The organism is Methylococcus mesophilus (genome assembly GCF_026247885.1).
Classification (GTDB): Bacteria; Pseudomonadota; Gammaproteobacteria; order Methylococcales; family Methylococcaceae; genus Methylococcus; species Methylococcus mesophilus.
On the sequence record NZ_CP110921.1, the window covers coordinates 2,563,497 to 2,580,470 of the forward strand.

Here is a 16,974-nt window from a genome sequence, read left to right on the forward strand (position 1 = left end):
TGGCCGAGTGCTACGAACACCCGGCCAGCCAGCTGACCCGCAGCGTATACCTGCAAGCCAACCCAAGGCTGCCACCGAATGGCCACTCGGTGTGGCAAGCCTAGTGGATTTCTAACGTTTCTGAAAGAGGCTTGCGTCCTATGCAAAATGCGAAACCTATCGTCCCCTGGATCGGCGGCAAGCGTCGTCTGGCGCGGCATATCCTTCCTTTGTTCCCGCCTCATGAGTGCTATGTCGAGCCGTTCTGCGGTGCGGCGGCACTGTTTTTCCTGAAGGAGCCGGCCAAGTGCGAGGTTATCAACGACATAAACGGCGAGCTGGTCACCCTGTACCGGGTGGTGCAGCATCACCTCGAGGAGTTCGTCCGCCAGTTCAAGTGGGCGCTGACGTCCCGGCAGATCTATGAATGGATGAAGGCCACGCCCGAGGAAACACTGACCGACATCCAGCGGGCGGCCCGGTTCTTCTATCTGCAGAAGCTGGCGTTCGGCGGCAAGGTGGAGTCCAGGACTTTCGGCACGTCGACCACGTCGGCGCCGCGGCTTAACCTGCTACGGCTCGAGGAGGAGCTGTCGGCGGCACACCTGCGGCTGTCACGAACCACCATCGAGCATCTGCCGTGGGAGGAGTGCATCCGCCGCTACGACCGGACGCACACACTGTTCTATCTCGACCCGCCCTATTGGAGCACGGAAGGTTACGGGGTGGAGTTCGGGTTGGAGAATTACGTCCGTATGGCGGAGCTGGCTCGGACGATCGAGGGACGGATGGTTATCTCGGTGAACGATATCCCAGAGATGCGGGCGGCATTCGAAGGGCTGCCGACGAAACACGCCGAGCTCTGTTACTCAGTCGGTGGCGGTAAGCGATCCCGCGGATCGAGCGGTGAACTGATCATTCGGAGCTGGGCATGATCTACGCGGCACATGCGTTGCTCATGAGGTTATTATGTTTCCCCACGCGCAAAATCGTCATGGACGATTTATCTCACAATTTCGTGTTCGTTTATCGCGCGCGGCTTCACCTATGTCGTCGCCGCCACCGGCAAGGGGCAAGCGGTTGCCGTGATCGATACCGGCGTACAAGCAGACCACCCTTTTCTGAGCGGAAAAGTCGTTGCCGAAGCATGCTTTTCCAACGGCGCGAACAAGAACCGGTCGCTCTGCCCGAACGGCACGCTCAGCCAAACCGGGCCAGGCGCTGCCGATCCCACGACTTCGGCCTGCGTCGAGGCTTCGGGAAATATCTGCATCCACGGCACCCATGTGGCAGGAATCGCCGCCGGCCGGGATACCGCCGGCACCGGCCAAGCGGCCAATGGCATCGCCAAGGAAGGCGGCATCGTTGCCGTTCAGGTGTTCACCCGCGTCGACGACAACACCCTTTGCAATAACCGCTCCCCATGCGTACTTGCGTATACCTCGGACGTCCTCGCGGGCCTCAACTGGGTCTACGGCAACCTCGCCGTCCTGTCCGGCGAAGCCAAGGTCGCGTCGGTGAACCTCAGCCTCGGCGGCGGCAAATACACAGGCTACTGCGACGGCCACCCCTTGAAGCCGATCGTGGACAACCTGCGCTCGGCGGGAGTGGCCACGGTCATCGCCGCAGGCAACGAAGGCTATGTCGATGCGGTGGCGAGTCCCGGCTGCATTTCGACGGCGGTGACGGTGGGATCCTCCACCAAGCAGGACGGCATTTCCTGGTTTTCCAACATGGCTTCGATGGTCGACCTGCTGGGCCCCGGCTCCGGCATCGTTTCGTCCGTTCCGGATAGCGCGTACCAATCACTGAACGGCACTTCCATGGCCACGCCCCATGTCGCCGGCGCCTTCGCGGCGATCCGCTCCCGCCTGCCGAACGCGACCGTGGCTCAAATCGAGGAGGCCCTCAAGAGCACTGGCGTTGTGATCGCCGATGACCGAGCCTCCGCCCCGCAAACGGCCAAACCACGCATTCAGGTCGATCAAGCGCTAGCTGCCCTGGGAGCCGTACCCCGGTCGCTGACCGTGAACCGGACCGGCTCCGGCACCGTCACCAGCGAACCGTCCGGCATCGATTGCGGTACCGCTTGCAACGCGAACTTTGACGATGGAGCGACGGTCACCCTGACCGCAACGGCTGGAGCCGGCCATCGGTTCAGCGGGTGGGGAGGCGCATGTTCCGCCAGCGGCGGCGCCTGTACGCTTACGATGAACTCGGATCAGTCCGTGGTTTCAACGTTCGTCCAGACACATCCATTGACGGTCGCCCTGACCGGCGACGCCACGGGCCGGGTCACCAGCGAACCCGCCGGTATCGACTGCGGCACCACCTGCGCCGCGGAGTTTCCGGACAAGGCTCCCGTCGTGCTTACAGCCATCGGCGGCACCTACGTCGCTTTCACCGGCTGGTCGGGCGATTGCCAGGGGATGGGATCGTGTTCCATCGCCATGGACGCCGCCAGGAACGTCTCCGCGAATTTCGTAGTGGGCGCACCCTTGACCGTCGTGCTCCAAGGCGGCGGACGAGTCGTCGCCGACAACGGCGGCCTCGCCTGCCAGGAAACCTGTACAGCTGCGGTCCCGAAAGGTGCCAAGGTCCTCCTGACCGCGACTCCGGCGGAAGGCTACAAGTTCAAAGGCTGGTCGGGGAGCGGCTGCACCGGGAGAAAACCCTGCCGGGTAAAGGTGCAAAAGGCCAAATCGGTCAAAGCGAAATTTCAGCCGGTGCGGTAACGGTTTGTGTTCCGGATGAATAGGTTCGTCCGGGATGTGACATATACGGTTTAGCATGTCCCGCTCATTTGTTGTCGCTATATACCCAAGCCATGAATAACTGATACCCCAACGCCAGCATGACGGACCCCAGAAACAGGCCGATGATGCCGCCGGTCGCCATGCCGCCGAGGGCGCCCAGCAGAATCACCGGCATCGGGGCGTCCACGCCCCGCCCAAGCATGAAGGGCTTGAGTATGTTATCGACAGAACCGGCAACGATTGTATAGATAGCGAACATTATCGCCACGATTGTGGAGTCGTTGGTCATGAAGACATAAATGACCGTCGGCAGCGATATCAAAAGGGCTGGAACTTGCATGATACCCAGCAGCAAAACCAATAATGCCAGAATCCCCGCGGCTGGAACGCCGACCAGGATAAAGCCGGCACCCAGCAACAGCGCCTGAATGCAGGCGATGCCAATCACGCCTTGCGCCACGGCGCGAATGGTCGTCGTCGAAAGCCTGACCAGGGCATCCCCTTGCTCGGGACCCGCCATCCGGTTGGCGATGGCTCTAGCCGCCGCGTGGCCGGACGAGGCATAGGCCATCCAGACGCCCGCAAGCACCAGGGAAACCAGGAACTTCAATACCGCGGAGCCTGCACTGGCCGCGTAACCCAATATCTCTTTGGTGACGGTGCGAATCTTGGGCTCGAATTTCGCGGCCACGGCACCGACATCATCGTATGCGGCCGACCAAAGCGCGTACAGTTTGTCTCCCAGCAAAGGCCATTCCGCAACAAAAGCGCGGGGAGCCGGCACTTTGAGGCTGCCGTCCCGGACCTGCCGTACCAGGTCGGTCGCCGAATCCGCGAAGGATATGGCAAGAAGCGCAGTGGGGATCAGCACGCACAGGAGTATCACTAGTACCAGGACAGTCGCGGCACGGCCCTGCTTGTCCCCCATTCTGCGGGCCAACGAGACCTGCATGGGATGAAACGCCACCGCCAGTATGACGGACCACAGCATCAAGCCGATAAATGGCTTGAATATCTGATAGCAATAAATGACCAGAAAACCTATCAGCCCAACCCTGATGAACAGATCTATCAGCTTGTGCGAGATCATTTTTTCCAGCATTCCGTCGGACGCCACGGTTTCACTTGTGTTCATTTGCAAGGCTCCTTTAAGGTTTCGATTCGAGGCCGTGTCTTCGCAGCCGTCCGTCCTGGCGGTCCGGCCATGCGGCCGGAACTCCCGCCGGCCACGGGCGGGCGGCCCATCCCCGGTCGGCTCGAGACCCATTTTCTCAAGTTCACTGAAGGTAAAACCATGGACATTATGATCAGGCCCGCCGAGACGCGTGACGTCGAAGCGATGGCGGAACTGCTCGGCACCCTGTTCTCGATCGAGGCGGATTTCGCCTTCGATCGGGACCGCCAGCGCCAGGGGCTAACGCTGTTGATCGGGAGCGGCGCGGACCGGGTGCTGGTGGCGGAAGTCGAGGGCCGGGTGATCGGCATGTGTTCGGTACAGACGCTGATTTCCACTGCCGAGGGCGGCCGGGTGGGGCTGGTCGAAGACATGGTGGTGGCGCAGGACGTCCGCGGGAAAGGCATCGGGCAGCGGCTGCTGGGCGAAATCGAGCGCTGGGCGGCCGACTCCGGCCTCACCCGCTTGCAGCTCCTGGCGGACCGGGCGAACGAGCCGGCGTTGGCCTTCTATGACCGGCTGGGCTGGGAGCGGACGGCGCTGGTCGGCTTGCGGAAGATGCTGCGCGACGCGGGTTGAACCCAGGTCGGTTGCGTTTCCCCCGGCATCCGTGGAAACTCCCGCGCTTCTTGAACGACTGGGAAAGTATGGACACTGCAGATTCGGTTTTCGGAGGACTCGTTTTCATTTCCGCGGCGCTTTGGAGCGTCATCCTGGCGCTTCCGTGGCGCCCCTGGCTCAACCGTGAAGTGCTGCGAACCGTATCCGGCGGGCATTTCTACGATCTCGACGATGTGACGGTGGTGATCCCAGCGCGGGACGAGGCCGAGGTGATCGGGCAAACCCTGGCCGCGCTCAAGAATCAGGGCAGCGGTCTGCGCGTGGTGCTGGTCGACGACGGTTCGACGGACGGCACCGGCGAGGCGGCCGGGCGCGTGGAAGGGCTGGCCCTCACCGTCCTGCGGAACGAGTCGCTGCCGCCGGGCTGGAGCGGCAAGCTGTGGGCGCTGAAACAGGGCGTGGCCCGGGTCGGCACCGAATATACGGTACTGCTGGATGCGGATATCGTGCTGCAGCCGGGCGTCCTGGGCACGCTGCGGGAAAAGATGCGCTGCGACGGCATCCAGTTCGCCTCCCTGATGGCCTCGCTGCGGATGGAGAACTTCTGGGAAAGGCTGCTGATGCCGGCCTTCGTCTATTTCTTCAAGATGCTGTACCCCTTCGCCCTCGCCAACTCGCCGGACCGCCGCTTCGCCGCGGCGGCGGGCGGCTGCATCATGCTGGAAACCCGGCTGCTGGAGCGTATCGGCGGGTTTGCCGCGATCCACGGCGCACTCATCGACGACTGCACCCTGGCGAAAAAGGTGAAGGCGACGGGTGCGAGGACCTGGATCGGGCTGTCGCGCTCGGTGGTGAGCCTGCGCCGCTACGATACATTGGCCGATGTGTGGGACATGGTCGCCCGCACCGCGTTCACCCAGTTGCGCTATTCGGTCTGGCTGCTGGCGCTGTGCACGCTGCTCATGCTGATCCTGTTCTGGCTGCCGGCGGCGGGCCTGTTCGCATCCGGATACGGGGTAACGCTTGCCGCCGGATGGGCGGTGTTGCTGATGGCGGGCACTTATATACCCACCCTGCGCTTCTATGGCAGAAGCGCGGCCTGGGGGTTGCTGATGCCGGTCGTCGCGGGAGCTTATCTGGCCATGACCTGGAGTTCGGCGCTGCGCTACCGGCGCGGCGAGCGCAGCCGCTGGAAGGGACGTATCTACTCGAGCGAAGAGGAAGCCGGCTGAGGCGGCAATCGGCCGCTCAGCCACAGCGCATAGCCCAGATAGCCGACCACGGCCAGATTGATGCCCAGGGTCGAGAGCTTGAGCCAGGACACGCCTTCGGCCAGTTCGTAGAGCTCGAAAGGAATGTAGATACCGCCGCTGGCCACGCCGAACCATTCGGCCCAGCGCCGCTCGCGCCACAAGCCATAGGCCTCGATGAAGCGCAGCGCGGCATAGCCGAACGCCAGGGCGGCCAGCGCCCAGAGCCGCCGGTCCGACAGGTTGCCCAGCAGATCGAGAAAAATCCGGGGATAACGGCTGGCCAGGTTGAGGTGGGTATGCCGCACCAGTTCGTCGACGACGGGCTCCAGCCCGTGATGCAACAGCTCGACCACCCCGAAGCCGGCCAGGAGTACGACGATCCCCTTGGCGGCTTCCATTGCGGCGACGACGCGGACACCGTGCATGCCCGGCGTCACGAAGCCTCCGCCGCATCGCCCGGCGCCGCGGCCTCCGCCTGTTCGAGTTCCCAGCGGCGGAAATCTTCGAGGTCGGACTTCACCTGCCTGAAGGTCCAGGCCAGGAGGGCGGCGTCGTCGGCGAACCCGAGGCTCAGGATGAAATCCGGGATCAGATCGACCGGCATGGCGAAATAGACCACGGCGGCGACGATCAGGCTGAGGCTCTGCCAGGGCAGGGAGTACCGCTTCTGGGCACAGGCTCTGAGCAGCCGCAGGCAGGCCATGAGCGAATCCCGCACCTCGCTCAGTGGCCCCTTCTTCGCCTCGGCCTTCTTGGAAGCCTTGTCCAGCAGCGACGACAGCTTTCCGGGATCGCCGGCGTATTCGTTCGCCTTGGATCGGGCCTTGGCGAACGCCACACTGTCCTGAACGGTCTTTTCGGTGAGTATCATCGGTGTGCCCTCTTACGCGGCGGTCTCGGCTTGACAAGGCCTGAGCCCAGGAGCATCGTTCCCCGCCACTTAGGTTTTTCCAGATTCTACCCCCGATGAACGACCAGAACACCGGCCTGCGCGTGGAATGGGATCCCGCGCTGATCCGCAAATACGACCGCAGCGGGCCGCGCTACACCTCCTATCCCACCGCCGACCGCTTCGTGCCCGGCTTCAACGCCGCCCGCTACGAGGAATGGCTGCACCGGCGCGCGGCCGAGGCGAATCCTTCGCCGCTGTCGCTGTATTTCCACATCCCCTTCTGCCAGACGGTCTGCTTCTACTGCGCCTGCAACAAGATCGTTACCGCCAACCGCGAGCACGCCGGCAAGTACATCGACTACCTGGAAAAGGAAATCGAACTGCAGGCGAGACACCTGGGGCGGCATCGCGAGGTGCGCCAGCTGCACTGGGGCGGCGGCACGCCGACCTTCCTGAACCACGAACAGATGCGCCGGCTGATGGGAGCGACGCGCGGGCATTTCGAGCTGGCCGAGGGCGAATATTCGATCGAGATCGACCCGCGCAAAGTGGACGAGGCCACCATCGCCCTGCTGCGCGAAATCGGCTTCAACCGGATGAGCTTAGGGGTGCAGGACTTCGACCCGGAGGTGCAAAAGGCCGTCAACCGCATCCAGAGCGAAGAGGAGACGCTGCGCGTCCTCAACGCCGCCCGCACCGAAGGTTTCTGCTCGGTCAGCATCGACCTGATCTACGGCCTGCCCAAGCAGACGGTGAGCGGCTTCCGCCACACCCTGGACCGCATCCTGGCCGCCGATCCGGACCGGATTTCGCTCTACAACTACGCCCACCTGCCGCATCTGTTCAAGCCACAGCGCCAGATCCGCGACGAAGACCTGCCCAGCGCCGACGCCAAGCTGGAAATCCTGCAAAATGCGATCGCCCACCTGACCGGTGCTGGCTACGTCTACATCGGCATGGATCATTTCGCCAAGGCGGATAACGAGCTGAACCTGGCCCAGCGCGAAGGCCGTCTCCAGCGCAACTTCCAGGGCTACTCGACCCACGCCGACTGCGACATGGTCGCCATGGGCGTCACCGCCATCGGCAAGGTCGGGCCGACCTACAGCCAGAATTTCCGCACCCTGGAGGACTACTACGCCCGGCTCGACCAGGGCGTGCTGCCCATCATGCGCGGACTGGAATGCGATGACGACGACCTGCTCCGGCGCGCCGTGATCCAGGCCCTGATGTGCCAGTTCGAACTGGACTTCGCCCGGCTCGGGCAGCAACACGGGGTTGACTTCGCCCGCTACTTCGCCGCCGAACTCGGCGACCTCGAACCGATGGCCGCGGACGGACTGCTGGCGCTGGGGCCTGACCGGCTCACGGTCACCCCCAAGGGGCGCCTGCTGATCCGCAACATCGCCATGGCGTTCGACCGCTACCTGCGCCAGGACCAGGAGCGGCGGGCCTATTCCAAGGTCATCTGACGCTCGATTGCGCCACACTTCGGGGTGGTATCATCGGGCCATCCCGAAGCCCGAAGGTGTGAACGATGTATGATCATCTCGAGACCGCCGAGAATCCCGAGAGCCTGAAGCGCGTGGTCATCGACCCGGTGACCCGCGTCGAAGGCCACGGCAAGGTCACCCTGCTGTTGGACGAGGACAACCACGTCCGCCAGGCGCGGCTCCACATCGTCGAATTCCGCGGGTTCGAGCGTTTCATCCAGGGCCGCCCCTACTGGGAGTTGCCGGTCCTGGTCCAGCGGCTGTGCGGCATCTGCCCGGTGAGCCACCACCTCGCCGCGGCGAAGGCCATCGACCAGGTCGTCGGCGTCGACCGGCTCACGCCTGCCGCGGAGAAGCTGCGCCGGCTGATGCATTTCGGCCAGTTCCTGCAATCGCATGCGCTTCATTTCTTCCATCTGGCGACGCCCGACCTCCTGTTCGGCTTCGACAGCCCCGCCGGTCGCCGCAACATCTTCGCGGTGCTGAAAGAGTATCCGGACGTGGGGCTGGAAGGCGTCCGCATGCGCAAATACGGCCAGGAGGTGATCCGGCTGATTTCCGGCAAGCGCATCCACGGCAGCGCCGCCATCCCCGGCGGGATGAACAAGGCCTTGACGGTGGAGGAAAGGGATTTCCTGCTCCAGGACATCGACACGGTCCTCGGCTGGTGCCGCAATGCGCTCGCGCTGATCCGCCGAGTATACCTCGCCAACCGCGAGCATCACGAGCGCTTCGGCCTGATCCGTTCCAACTTCATGGGGCTGATCCGCGACGACGGCGCTTTCGAAATCTACCACGGCGGCCTGCGGGCCAAGGACGCCTCCGGCCGGACGATCTTCGACAAGCTCGACTACCGGGGCTACACCGGCATCCTGCGCGAAGAAGTGCGCTCCTGGTCCTACATGAAATTCCCGTACATCGAGGCGCTGGGCAAGGAAAACGGCTGGTACCGGGTCGGACCGCTGGCCCGCATCAACAACTGCGACTTCATTCCCACCCCCCTGGCCGAAGAGGCTCGGCAGGACTTCCTGGCCCAAGGCGCCGGCGGACCGGTGCACGGCTCGCTGGCCTTCCACTGGGCCCGGATGATCGAAACCCTGCACTGCGCCGAGAGCATCCGCGAACTGCTGCACGCCCCGGAGCTGCTGGGCACCGACCTCGTCGTCCACGGCGAGCGGCAGCCGGAAGGCGTCGGCGTGATCGAGGCGCCGCGCGGCACCCTGTTCCACCATTACCAGGTCGATGAAAACGATCTCGTGACCCGCGCCAACCTGATCGTCTCCACCACTCACAACAACCAGGCGATGAACGAGTCTATCCGCCAGGTGGCGTCCGAATATCTCGACGGCCAGACGATCACGGAAGGGCTGCTGAACCACATCGAAGTGGCGATCCGCGCCTACGACCCCTGCCTGTCCTGCGCCACGCATGCCCTGGGCAAGATGCCGCTGGTCATCGAGCTGATGGACGCCGGCGGCGGGATGCTGGACCGTCTGCAAAAGCGGGCGGACGGAACGGTATCGCGCTGAGGTGGCGGGGCTGCTGGTTTTTGGCTACGGCAACCCGAGCCGGGGTGACGACGCGCTCGGGCCGCTGTTCCTCGAAGCGCTGCAAGAACGGCTGGCAAGCTCGCCAGGGGGGGACATCGAATTCCTGCAAGATTTCCAGCTCCAGATCGAGCACGCGCTCGACCTCGCCGGACGGGACCGGGTGCTGTTCGTGGACGCCCACGTCGGCTGCCCGCCGCCGTTCCGGTTCGAACGGCTCGTTCCCCGGCGCGACGGCAGCTACACCACCCATGCCGTCAGCCCGCAAGCCCTGCTCGAAGTCTACCGGCGCCTCAACCGCGGCGAGCCGCCGCCCGCTTATCTCCTGAGCATCCGCGGGGAGCGGTTCGGCCTGGGAGACGCCCTAAGCCGGGAGGCGGAATCGAATCTCGAGTCCGCGCTGCGTTTCGCCGAAGCGCTGATCCGCAAGACGACGGGGACTGGCTGGGATTCCCTTCCCAGCGGACCGGATCAGAAATACGGCTTTTCCTTGGCCTGATTGTAGCGATCGATGCTGCCGGTGATTTCCAGCAGCGCCTCGTCGATGTCGCCCCAGCCGTTGATCTTCACCCACTTGCCGGGCTCGAGATCCTTGTAATGCTCGAAGAAGTGGGCAATCTGGGCCAACTGGGGCTCGGGGATGTCGCGGTAGGACTTGACCTTGGCGTACAGCGACGAAAGCTTGTCGACCGGTACCGCCAGGACCTTGGCGTCACCGCCGGCCTCGTCCTCCATCTTCAGCACGCCGATCGGCCTGCACCGCACCACCGAGCCGCTCAGCAGGCGACAGGGCGCGATCACCAGGACGTCGACCGGATCGCCGTCCTCCGACAAGGAGTGGGGGACGTAGCCGTAATTGCACGGATACTGCATCGCCGTGCCCATGAAACGGTCCACGAACAGCGCCCCGGTTTCCTTGTCGACCTCGTACTTGACCGGGTCGCTGAACGCCGGGATCTCGATGACCACATGGATGTCCTCGGGCACCTGCCTGCCGGAACTGACTTTCATCAAAGCCATGACTTCTCTCCAGAAATGAGCAAATAGCCCATTATAACAGTCGGGATAATCGATGATGGCCGCAGGGGATGGCGTTCGCTAGCCGCCCGACAGGACGATGCGGGCCATCGCGTAATACCCCTTGAGTTTGGCGAGCAAGCCGGGCGCCGGGTGCAGGGGATAAACGCCGGGCATCGCCTGGCCCTTCGCCAGCCTGGCGATCTTGCGCCGCACCGGCGCGTCGAGCTGGCCGTTGGCCGCCAGTTCCATGAACAGCGCCTTGACGTTGCCCAGGTCGAAGAAATCGCGCTGCCAGCACCATTGATGATTGCCGCCGTAGCGGAACCAGGAACCGCCGAGCCCGGCGACCTCGTAATGGCTGCCGTCCGCCCGCCGGGCCGGCGATACCTGGCGCCAGAACCCGATGACCTCGCCCCGTGCCTCGTCGATCAGCACGTGGTCGTACGGGTAGCGCCATTGCTCGAAACCCTCCATGTGGAAGCCGAGCGCCCAGTCCATGATCTGCTGCCGCCCGCGGGCCAGGAACTCCTGATCGGGCCCCATGTTCCAGCCGTATTCGGCGTCTTCCGTATACATCGCGCCGAGCGACTGGATCCAGTCGCCGGCGCGCTCCGCGTCACGGTTGGCCGCCAGCCAGCGCGAAACCATTTCTTCCAGTTCTGCTCGGGGGTATGCGGGCATCGAAACTCCTCATTTTTGATCGTGGTTTATCGAAGGCACCGCATAGCGCGGGCCCGATCGCGTGACGCGATAGTTTACGCAGTTCAGGGCGCGGCAGCTTCAGGCCGCAGGAATCGGGCGTCAGCGTCGGGCGACAGCCGCCTGCAGATCGGCGTGATAAGACGAGCGCACCAGCGGCGCGCTGGCGACGCTGGTGAAGCCGAGTTCCCGTGCGCACGCCGCAAGCTCGTCGAATTCGGACGGCGGAACGTAGCGCATCACGGGCAGATGGTCCCGGCTGGGCTGTAGATACTGGCCCAAAGTGAGCATCTCGCAGCCATGGTTGCGGAGATCGCACAGCACTTCCCGAACCTCATCCAGGGTCTCGCCCAGGCCGAGCATCAGCCCCGACTTGGTCGGCACGCCCGGCACCCGCTCGCGGAATCGTGCCAGGAGATCCAGCGACTGGTCGTAGTCGGCGCCGGGCCGCGCCTGGCGGTAGAGGCGGGGCACGGTTTCGATGTTGTGGTTGAACACGTCGGGCGGATCGGCGGCGAGCAGATCAAGCGCCGTTTCGATGCGGCCCCGGAAATCCGGGGTCAGAATCTCGATGGAAAGTGCAGGGGAGCGTGTGCGCAAGGCCCGGATACAGGCGGCGAAATGCCCCGCGCCGCCGTCGCGAAGATCGTCCCGGTCGACCGAGGTGATCACCACGTAGCGCAGCCCCAGCAGGGCGATGGTTTCCGCGAGATGTTCGGGTTCGGCCGGGTCGGGCGGTGCCGGGCGGCCGTGGGCGACGTCGCAGAACGGGCAGCGGCGGGTGCAGATGTCGCCGAGGATCATGAAGGTGGCGGTGCCGTGGCCGAAACATTCCGCCAGATTGGGGCAGGCCGCTTCTTCGCAGACGCTGTGCAGGCCGCGCTCGCGCAGCAGCCGCTTCACACGCTGGACTTCCTCGCCGGTACCGGCGCGGATCCTGATCCATTCGGGCTTGCGCAAAGGCGACGCGACGGGTTCAACCTTGACGGGGATGCGCGAGAGCTTTTCCGCTCCCCGTTGATGGGAAGCTGGGGTCTGGCGCGAAGGCGCCCGATTGTCGTCGAAAGTTTTCATATCTCGATTTCCTCGTCGCCGAGCTGGACCATCAATTCGCGCACCAGCGCCGCCGCCGGCTCGAACACCTGCGCATCCACGCCCAGATCGGCCAGCCGCGTCACCGGCAAGCCGGCATAGCCGCAGGGATTGATCCGGCCGAAGGCTTCCAGCTCCGGACGGACGTTGAGAGCGACCCCGTGATAGCAGCAGCCGCGCCGCACCCGCAGGCCGAGCGATGCGATCTTGGCCCCCTGCACGTAGACTCCGGGCGCATCGCTGCGCGCCTGCGCACTCAGACCGTACTGGCGCAACAGCGCGACGACGGACTCTTCCAGCGCGCTGACCATCCGTCTCACCCCGAGTTTGCGTCTTTGCAGGTCGACCAGGGCGTAGAGCACGAGCTGGCCGGGGCCGTGATAGGTCACCTGTCCGCCCCGGTCGGTCCGGACCACCGGCACGTCCCCGGCATCGAGTATATGGGCGGCGTCCCCGTTCATGCCGAGCGTGTAAACCGGCGGATGCTCGACCAGCCACAGTTCGTCGGCGGTGTCATCGGTGCGCTGCTCGGTGAACTCCTGCATGGCGCGCCACACCGGTTCGTAGTCGGCTCGCTCCAGCATGCGGACACGGAAGGCCATCTGCGTTCAGTTCAGCAGAAACAGGGTGGCCAGCCCCAGGAAGATGAAGAATCCCATGCCGTCGGTGATGGCGGTGAGCAGCACGCTGGTGCCGATGGCCGGGTCGAGGTCGAGGCGGGCGCGGATCAGCGGGATGAACAAACCCGTCACCGCGGCGACCAACAGGTTGAGGGTCATGGCCGCCGCCATCACGGAAGCCAATTCCGGATCGCGGTACAGCGCATAGGTCAGAGCGCCGATGACACTGCCCCAGACGATCCCGTTGAGGAGGCCGATGCCGATTTCCTTCAGCACCAGGCGGCGCACGTTTGACGAATCGACCAGCCCCAGCGCCAGCGAACGAACGATCAGGGTGCTGGTCTGGGTGCCGGTATTGCCGCCGATGCCGGCGACGATGGGCATGAGCGAGGCCAGCGCCACCACCCGCCCGATGGTGTCGTCGAACAGGCTGATGACACGGGTGCTGGCGAACGCGGTCAGCAGGTTGATGCCCAACCATACCCAGCGGTTCTTGACGCTTTTCCAGATGCTCGCAAACAGGTCCTCCTCCTGCATCAGGCCGGCCTGCGCAAGCGCTTCGTCGTCGGACTCCTGGCGGATGTAGTCGACGATGGCGTCGATCGTGACTCGGCCCTGGAGGCGCTGCTGGTCGTCGACCACCGGCACCGAAAGCAGGCCGTAGCGCTCGAAGGCGCGGGCGGCGACGGAAGCCTCGTCGTCCAAATGGAACATCACGACTTCCCGGGACATGACGTCGCCCACCCGCGCATCCGGGCTCCGCAGCAGGAGGCGCTTCAGCGAGAGCACGCCCCGGAGCACGTTCTGCTTGTCGACCACGAACAGCTTGTCGGTGTTCTCGGGCAAGTCGCCGCGCTGGCGGAGGTAACGCAGCACGACGCTGAGTGTGGTGTCCTCCCGGATGGCCACCATGCCGAAGTCCATGATCGCAGCGACGGTATCCTCCTCGTAGGACAGGACCGATTCGAGCTGGGCGCGGGTCTGGTCGTTGAGCGACTTCAGCAGATCCTGCATGACCTCCTCGGGGAGGTCGGGGGCAAGGTCCGCGATCTCGTCGGTGTCGAGCTGCTCGGTGGCGTGGAGCAGTTCGTCCCGGTCCATGTCGGAGATCAACGACTCGCGCACGGCATCCGAGACATGCAGCAGAATTTCGCCGTCCATCTCGGGGTCCACCAGCGCCCAGATGGCCAGACGCTGCACCTGCGGCAGGGCCTCCAGCACATAGGCGATGTCGGCGGCATGGAGCGAATCGAGCTTCTGCTTGAGCGCGACCTGATGCTGCTTGTGCATCAGGCTTTCGATCAGTTCGTGCCGGGACATCGGCTGATGCTGAAGAATCGTTTCCTCCAGTTTCTGCTTGTCCAGCAGGTCCAGCACTTCGCGCACGAGCCGGCGCAGTCTTTCGTCACTGGTTTCGATGATGGAATCGGACATGGCGGGAAACGGACGTCGATGATCACGGCGCCGACGGAACCGCCGGCGGATGCGAAGAGCGTCCGGGCTTATACCATACCCGGACGGAAGTATCGTTAAAGAACCATCAGCACGCCGGGCAGCGTGCCGATACGCCCATAGATCGCTTCGATCTGGGCCTGGGTCGAGGCCGTGATCGTCACCGTCACCGCCACGAACCTGCCGCCGCCGCTGGCCCGGACGGCGACGGTCACCGCTTCCAGCTCCGGCGCGGCGAGACGCACCGCAGCCTCGACCGACGCGGCGAAACCGCCTTCGGCCGAGCCGAATACCTTGATCGGGAACTCGCAGGGGAAGTCGAGCAGCGCGTCCAGGCTCATGCCATCACGCCGCTCTTGAGTCGGCGCTTGAAATCCTGGTACAGCGCGCTGACCCGCTCCCAGACGGGTCCGGGAGTTCCCCGGCCGACCGGCCGGCCGTCCAGCTCGACCACCGGCAGCACTTCCCGCGTCGAACTCGTAATCCAGATTTCGTCGGCACCGGCAAACTCGGCCAGCGAGATCGCCCGCTCCCGTGCCGGCAGGCCTTCCGCCTGAACCAGCTCCAGCACCAGGTCGCGGGTGATACCCGGCAGCAGTTCCGGGCCCTTGGGCGGGGTGACGATCACGCCGTCGATCACCGCGAACACGTTGCTGGCCGTCCCTTCGGTGACGCGGCCATCGCGGACCAGGACAGCCTCGGCGCAGCCCCGGTCGACGGCCTCCTGCCGCAGCAGCACGTTGGGCAACAGCGTGATGGCCTTGATGTTGCACCAGCGCCAGCGGATGTCGTCCAGCGTGATGGCGCGGACCCCGGCGAACGGCACCGGCGCGATCGGCGAACACATGGCGAAGACCGTGGGCGTGACGCCGGCCGGGATCGCATGGTCGCGCCTGGGGCCCGCACCACGCGTCACCTGCAGATACACCGACTGGTCGTCCGGCCCGTCGATCAGACGGCCGACGACTCCCGCCCACTCGGCCCGGCTCAGGGGAGAAGCCATGCGGATGCCGCGCAGGCTGCCGTCCAGCCGCGTGAGATGCTCTTCGAGCCGCAGCGGCCGCCCGCCATAAACGGGGATGACCTCGTAGACGCCGTCGCCGAACAGGAATCCCCGGTCCAGGACGGACACGCGGGCCTGTTCCAGCGGCAGAAATTCGCCGTTGAGATAAACCAGGGGACTGTTCATGCCGGAAAGTTCGAATCTAGCCCCGCCGCTTCAGCCAGAGCAGGATGTGATCCAGCGCCCGGCGGAAAATGCCGCCTTCCGCGACCTCCTGCAAAGCCACCAGATCCCGCTGGACGACCGTTTCGTTGCTGAACGTGACCTGGATGCTACCCAGCTTGTCGCCTTTCTTGACCGGCGCCAGGGCGTTGGCATCCACTTCCATCGCCGTCTTCAGGTTCTGGAACTGCCCGCGCGGAAAGGTCGCATACAAATCCTCGTCCACGCCGACCGGCACCTCGGTCTGCTCGCCTTTCCAGATGCGGGCCTTCGCAAGCTCTTCGTTGCCCTTTTGAATCGGCTTGGTTTCAAAGAAGCGGAAGCCGTAATTGAGCAGGGCCTGATTGGCATTGGCGCGCTCCGTATCGCTCTTGGTGCCCAGAACCACCGAAATCAGGCGGTCGCCATCGCGCAGGGCGGACGTGATCAGGCAATAGCCCGCTCCTTCGGTGTGGCCGGTCTTGACGCCGTCCACCGTGGGATCGCGCCACAGCAGCCGGTTGCGGTTCACCTGCTTGATGTCGTTGAACACGAATTCCTTGATGGCATGCCACCCGTAGTACTGCGGAAATTCCTTGATCATCGCCCGGGTCAGCGTCGCGAGGTCGCGGGCGGTGGTGTAATGGTCCGGGTCGGGCAGCCCCATGCTGTTCTTGAAATGGGTGTTGGTCATCCCCAGACGCTCGGCATTCTGGTTCATCATCTGGGCGAACACCGATTCGTCGCCGGCCACATGCTCGGCCAGGGCTACGCTGGCGTCGTTGCCGGACTGGACGATCATGCCCTTGAGCAGGTTTTCCACCGAGATCTGGGCGCCGACCTGGGCGAACATCCGCGAGCCTTCCGTGCGCCAGGCCTTTTCGCTGACGGTCACCATGTCCTCCAGCTTGACGTGTCCCTTGGACAGCTCGCGGAACAGGATGTAGGCCGTCATCACCTTGGTCAGGCTGGCGGGCTCCAGGCGCTCATCGGCGTTGCGCTCCGCCAGCACCCGGCCGCTGAGGAAATCCTGCAGCAGATAGGCCTTGGCCGGCAGATCGGGCGGCGCGGGAATCAATGGCGGCTCCGCCCGGAGCGGCAGGCACCATCCGGCCAGAAGGACAAGGGAAAGGAAAACATGCCATCGGGCGTGAATCAGGAGGGCTTTCACGTTCATCCGCCGTAGGGGGTGGGTTGATTTGCAGTTCGGCTAGTTTAACACGCGGTCCGCC

The 16,974-nt window shown here is 64.5% G+C and carries 18 protein-coding genes; 7 read left to right on the top strand and 11 right to left on the bottom strand.

Annotated elements, in window-relative coordinates; all coding sequences use genetic code 11:
- The first annotated feature begins 140 nt into the window (after positions 1 to 140).
- Together OOT43_RS12170 and OOT43_RS12175 are read left to right on the top strand one after the other, a co-directional pair.
- Complete coding sequence (locus OOT43_RS12170) at positions 141 to 914, top strand: DNA adenine methylase (protein ID WP_266020855.1); 774 nt, start codon at positions 141 to 143, stop codon at positions 912 to 914.
- Between the two features lie 93 nt (positions 915 to 1,007).
- The gene (locus OOT43_RS12175) at positions 1,008 to 2,714 is read left to right on the top strand and encodes a S8 family serine peptidase (RefSeq protein WP_266024902.1); all 1,707 of its coding nucleotides are present in this window, start codon (positions 1,008 to 1,010) and stop codon (positions 2,712 to 2,714) included.
- Positions 2,715 to 2,778: 64 nt separating this feature from the next.
- On the opposite strand, the gene OOT43_RS12180 is transcribed toward OOT43_RS12175, so the two are convergent.
- The gene (locus OOT43_RS12180; protein WP_266020856.1) at positions 2,779 to 3,837 is read right to left on the bottom strand and encodes an AI-2E family transporter; all 1,059 of its coding nucleotides are present in this window, start codon (positions 3,835 to 3,837) and stop codon (positions 2,779 to 2,781) included.
- 192 nt (positions 3,838 to 4,029) lie between these two features.
- Between OOT43_RS12180 and OOT43_RS12185 the strand changes: the two genes are divergently transcribed.
- The gene (locus tag OOT43_RS12185; protein WP_266020857.1) at positions 4,030 to 4,488 is read left to right on the top strand and encodes a GNAT family N-acetyltransferase; all 459 of its coding nucleotides are present in this window, start codon (positions 4,030 to 4,032) and stop codon (positions 4,486 to 4,488) included.
- A 68-nt stretch (positions 4,489 to 4,556) separates the two neighbouring features.
- Positions 4,557 to 5,702 (top strand): glycosyltransferase, encoded by a 1,146-nt coding sequence (locus OOT43_RS12190; RefSeq protein WP_266020858.1) that lies wholly within the window; start codon positions 4,557 to 4,559, stop codon positions 5,700 to 5,702.
- Here the strand turns inward: OOT43_RS12190 and OOT43_RS12195 are convergent.
- Together OOT43_RS12195 and OOT43_RS12200 are read right to left on the bottom strand one after the other, a co-directional pair.
- On the bottom strand, positions 5,675 to 6,160 hold the full coding sequence (locus OOT43_RS12195) for a DUF2127 domain-containing protein (RefSeq protein ID WP_266020859.1): 486 nt from the start codon (positions 6,158 to 6,160) through the stop codon (positions 5,675 to 5,677). The genes OOT43_RS12190 and OOT43_RS12195 overlap by 28 nt on opposite strands.
- A complete protein-coding gene (locus tag OOT43_RS12200; RefSeq protein ID WP_266020860.1) occupies positions 6,157 to 6,594 on the bottom strand; it encodes a YkvA family protein in 438 nt (145 codons plus the stop codon). The genes OOT43_RS12195 and OOT43_RS12200 overlap by 4 nt, the downstream gene beginning before the upstream one ends.
- A 95-nt stretch (positions 6,595 to 6,689) precedes the next feature.
- Here OOT43_RS12200 and hemN point away from each other — a divergent pair, with 95 nt between their 5' ends.
- From hemN to OOT43_RS12215, 3 genes are all read left to right on the top strand, one after another.
- On the top strand, positions 6,690 to 8,087 hold the full coding sequence (gene hemN, locus OOT43_RS12205; protein WP_266020861.1) for an oxygen-independent coproporphyrinogen III oxidase: 1,398 nt from the start codon (positions 6,690 to 6,692) through the stop codon (positions 8,085 to 8,087).
- Positions 8,088 to 8,152: 65 nt separating this feature from the next.
- Positions 8,153 to 9,637: a Ni/Fe hydrogenase subunit alpha gene (locus OOT43_RS12210; RefSeq protein WP_266020862.1), complete on the top strand. Its 1,485-nt coding sequence runs from the start codon at positions 8,153 to 8,155 to the stop codon at positions 9,635 to 9,637.
- Position 9,638: 1 nt separating this feature from the next.
- A complete protein-coding gene (locus OOT43_RS12215; protein ID WP_266020863.1) occupies positions 9,639 to 10,154 on the top strand; it encodes a hydrogenase maturation protease in 516 nt (171 codons plus the stop codon).
- Here OOT43_RS12215 and ppa read toward each other — a convergent pair.
- The 8 genes from ppa to OOT43_RS12255 all read right to left on the bottom strand — a co-directional run bounded on the left by ppa (position 10,127) and on the right by OOT43_RS12255 (position 16,919).
- Complete coding sequence (ppa, locus tag OOT43_RS12220; RefSeq protein ID WP_266020864.1) at positions 10,127 to 10,675, bottom strand: inorganic diphosphatase; 549 nt, start codon at positions 10,673 to 10,675, stop codon at positions 10,127 to 10,129. The two genes, OOT43_RS12215 and ppa, sit on opposite strands and share 28 nt — an antisense overlap.
- Positions 10,676 to 10,753: 78 nt before the next feature.
- Complete coding sequence (locus tag OOT43_RS12225; protein ID WP_266020865.1) at positions 10,754 to 11,356, bottom strand: nuclear transport factor 2 family protein; 603 nt, start codon at positions 11,354 to 11,356, stop codon at positions 10,754 to 10,756.
- 120 nt (positions 11,357 to 11,476) lie between these two features.
- The gene (lipA, locus tag OOT43_RS12230; protein WP_266020866.1) at positions 11,477 to 12,448 is read right to left on the bottom strand and encodes a lipoyl synthase; all 972 of its coding nucleotides are present in this window, start codon (positions 12,446 to 12,448) and stop codon (positions 11,477 to 11,479) included.
- Positions 12,445 to 13,068 (bottom strand): lipoyl(octanoyl) transferase LipB, encoded by a 624-nt coding sequence (lipB, locus tag OOT43_RS12235; RefSeq protein WP_266020867.1) that lies wholly within the window; start codon positions 13,066 to 13,068, stop codon positions 12,445 to 12,447. Before lipB ends, lipA begins: the two co-directional genes overlap by 4 nt.
- A gap of 6 nt (positions 13,069 to 13,074) precedes the next feature.
- Positions 13,075 to 14,520: a magnesium transporter gene (mgtE, locus tag OOT43_RS12240; RefSeq protein WP_266020868.1), complete on the bottom strand. Its 1,446-nt coding sequence runs from the start codon at positions 14,518 to 14,520 to the stop codon at positions 13,075 to 13,077.
- A 95-nt stretch (positions 14,521 to 14,615) separates the two neighbouring features.
- Positions 14,616 to 14,879, bottom strand: a complete 264-nt coding sequence (locus OOT43_RS12245; protein ID WP_266020869.1) for a YbeD family protein — start codon at positions 14,877 to 14,879, stop codon at positions 14,616 to 14,618.
- A complete protein-coding gene (locus OOT43_RS12250; protein ID WP_266020870.1) occupies positions 14,876 to 15,727 on the bottom strand; it encodes a D-amino acid aminotransferase in 852 nt (283 codons plus the stop codon). Before OOT43_RS12250 ends, OOT43_RS12245 begins: the two co-directional genes overlap by 4 nt.
- A gap of 16 nt (positions 15,728 to 15,743) precedes the next feature.
- Positions 15,744 to 16,919: a D-alanyl-D-alanine carboxypeptidase family protein gene (locus OOT43_RS12255; RefSeq protein WP_266020871.1), complete on the bottom strand. Its 1,176-nt coding sequence runs from the start codon at positions 16,917 to 16,919 to the stop codon at positions 15,744 to 15,746.
- Between the last annotated feature and the right edge of the window lie 55 nt (positions 16,920 to 16,974).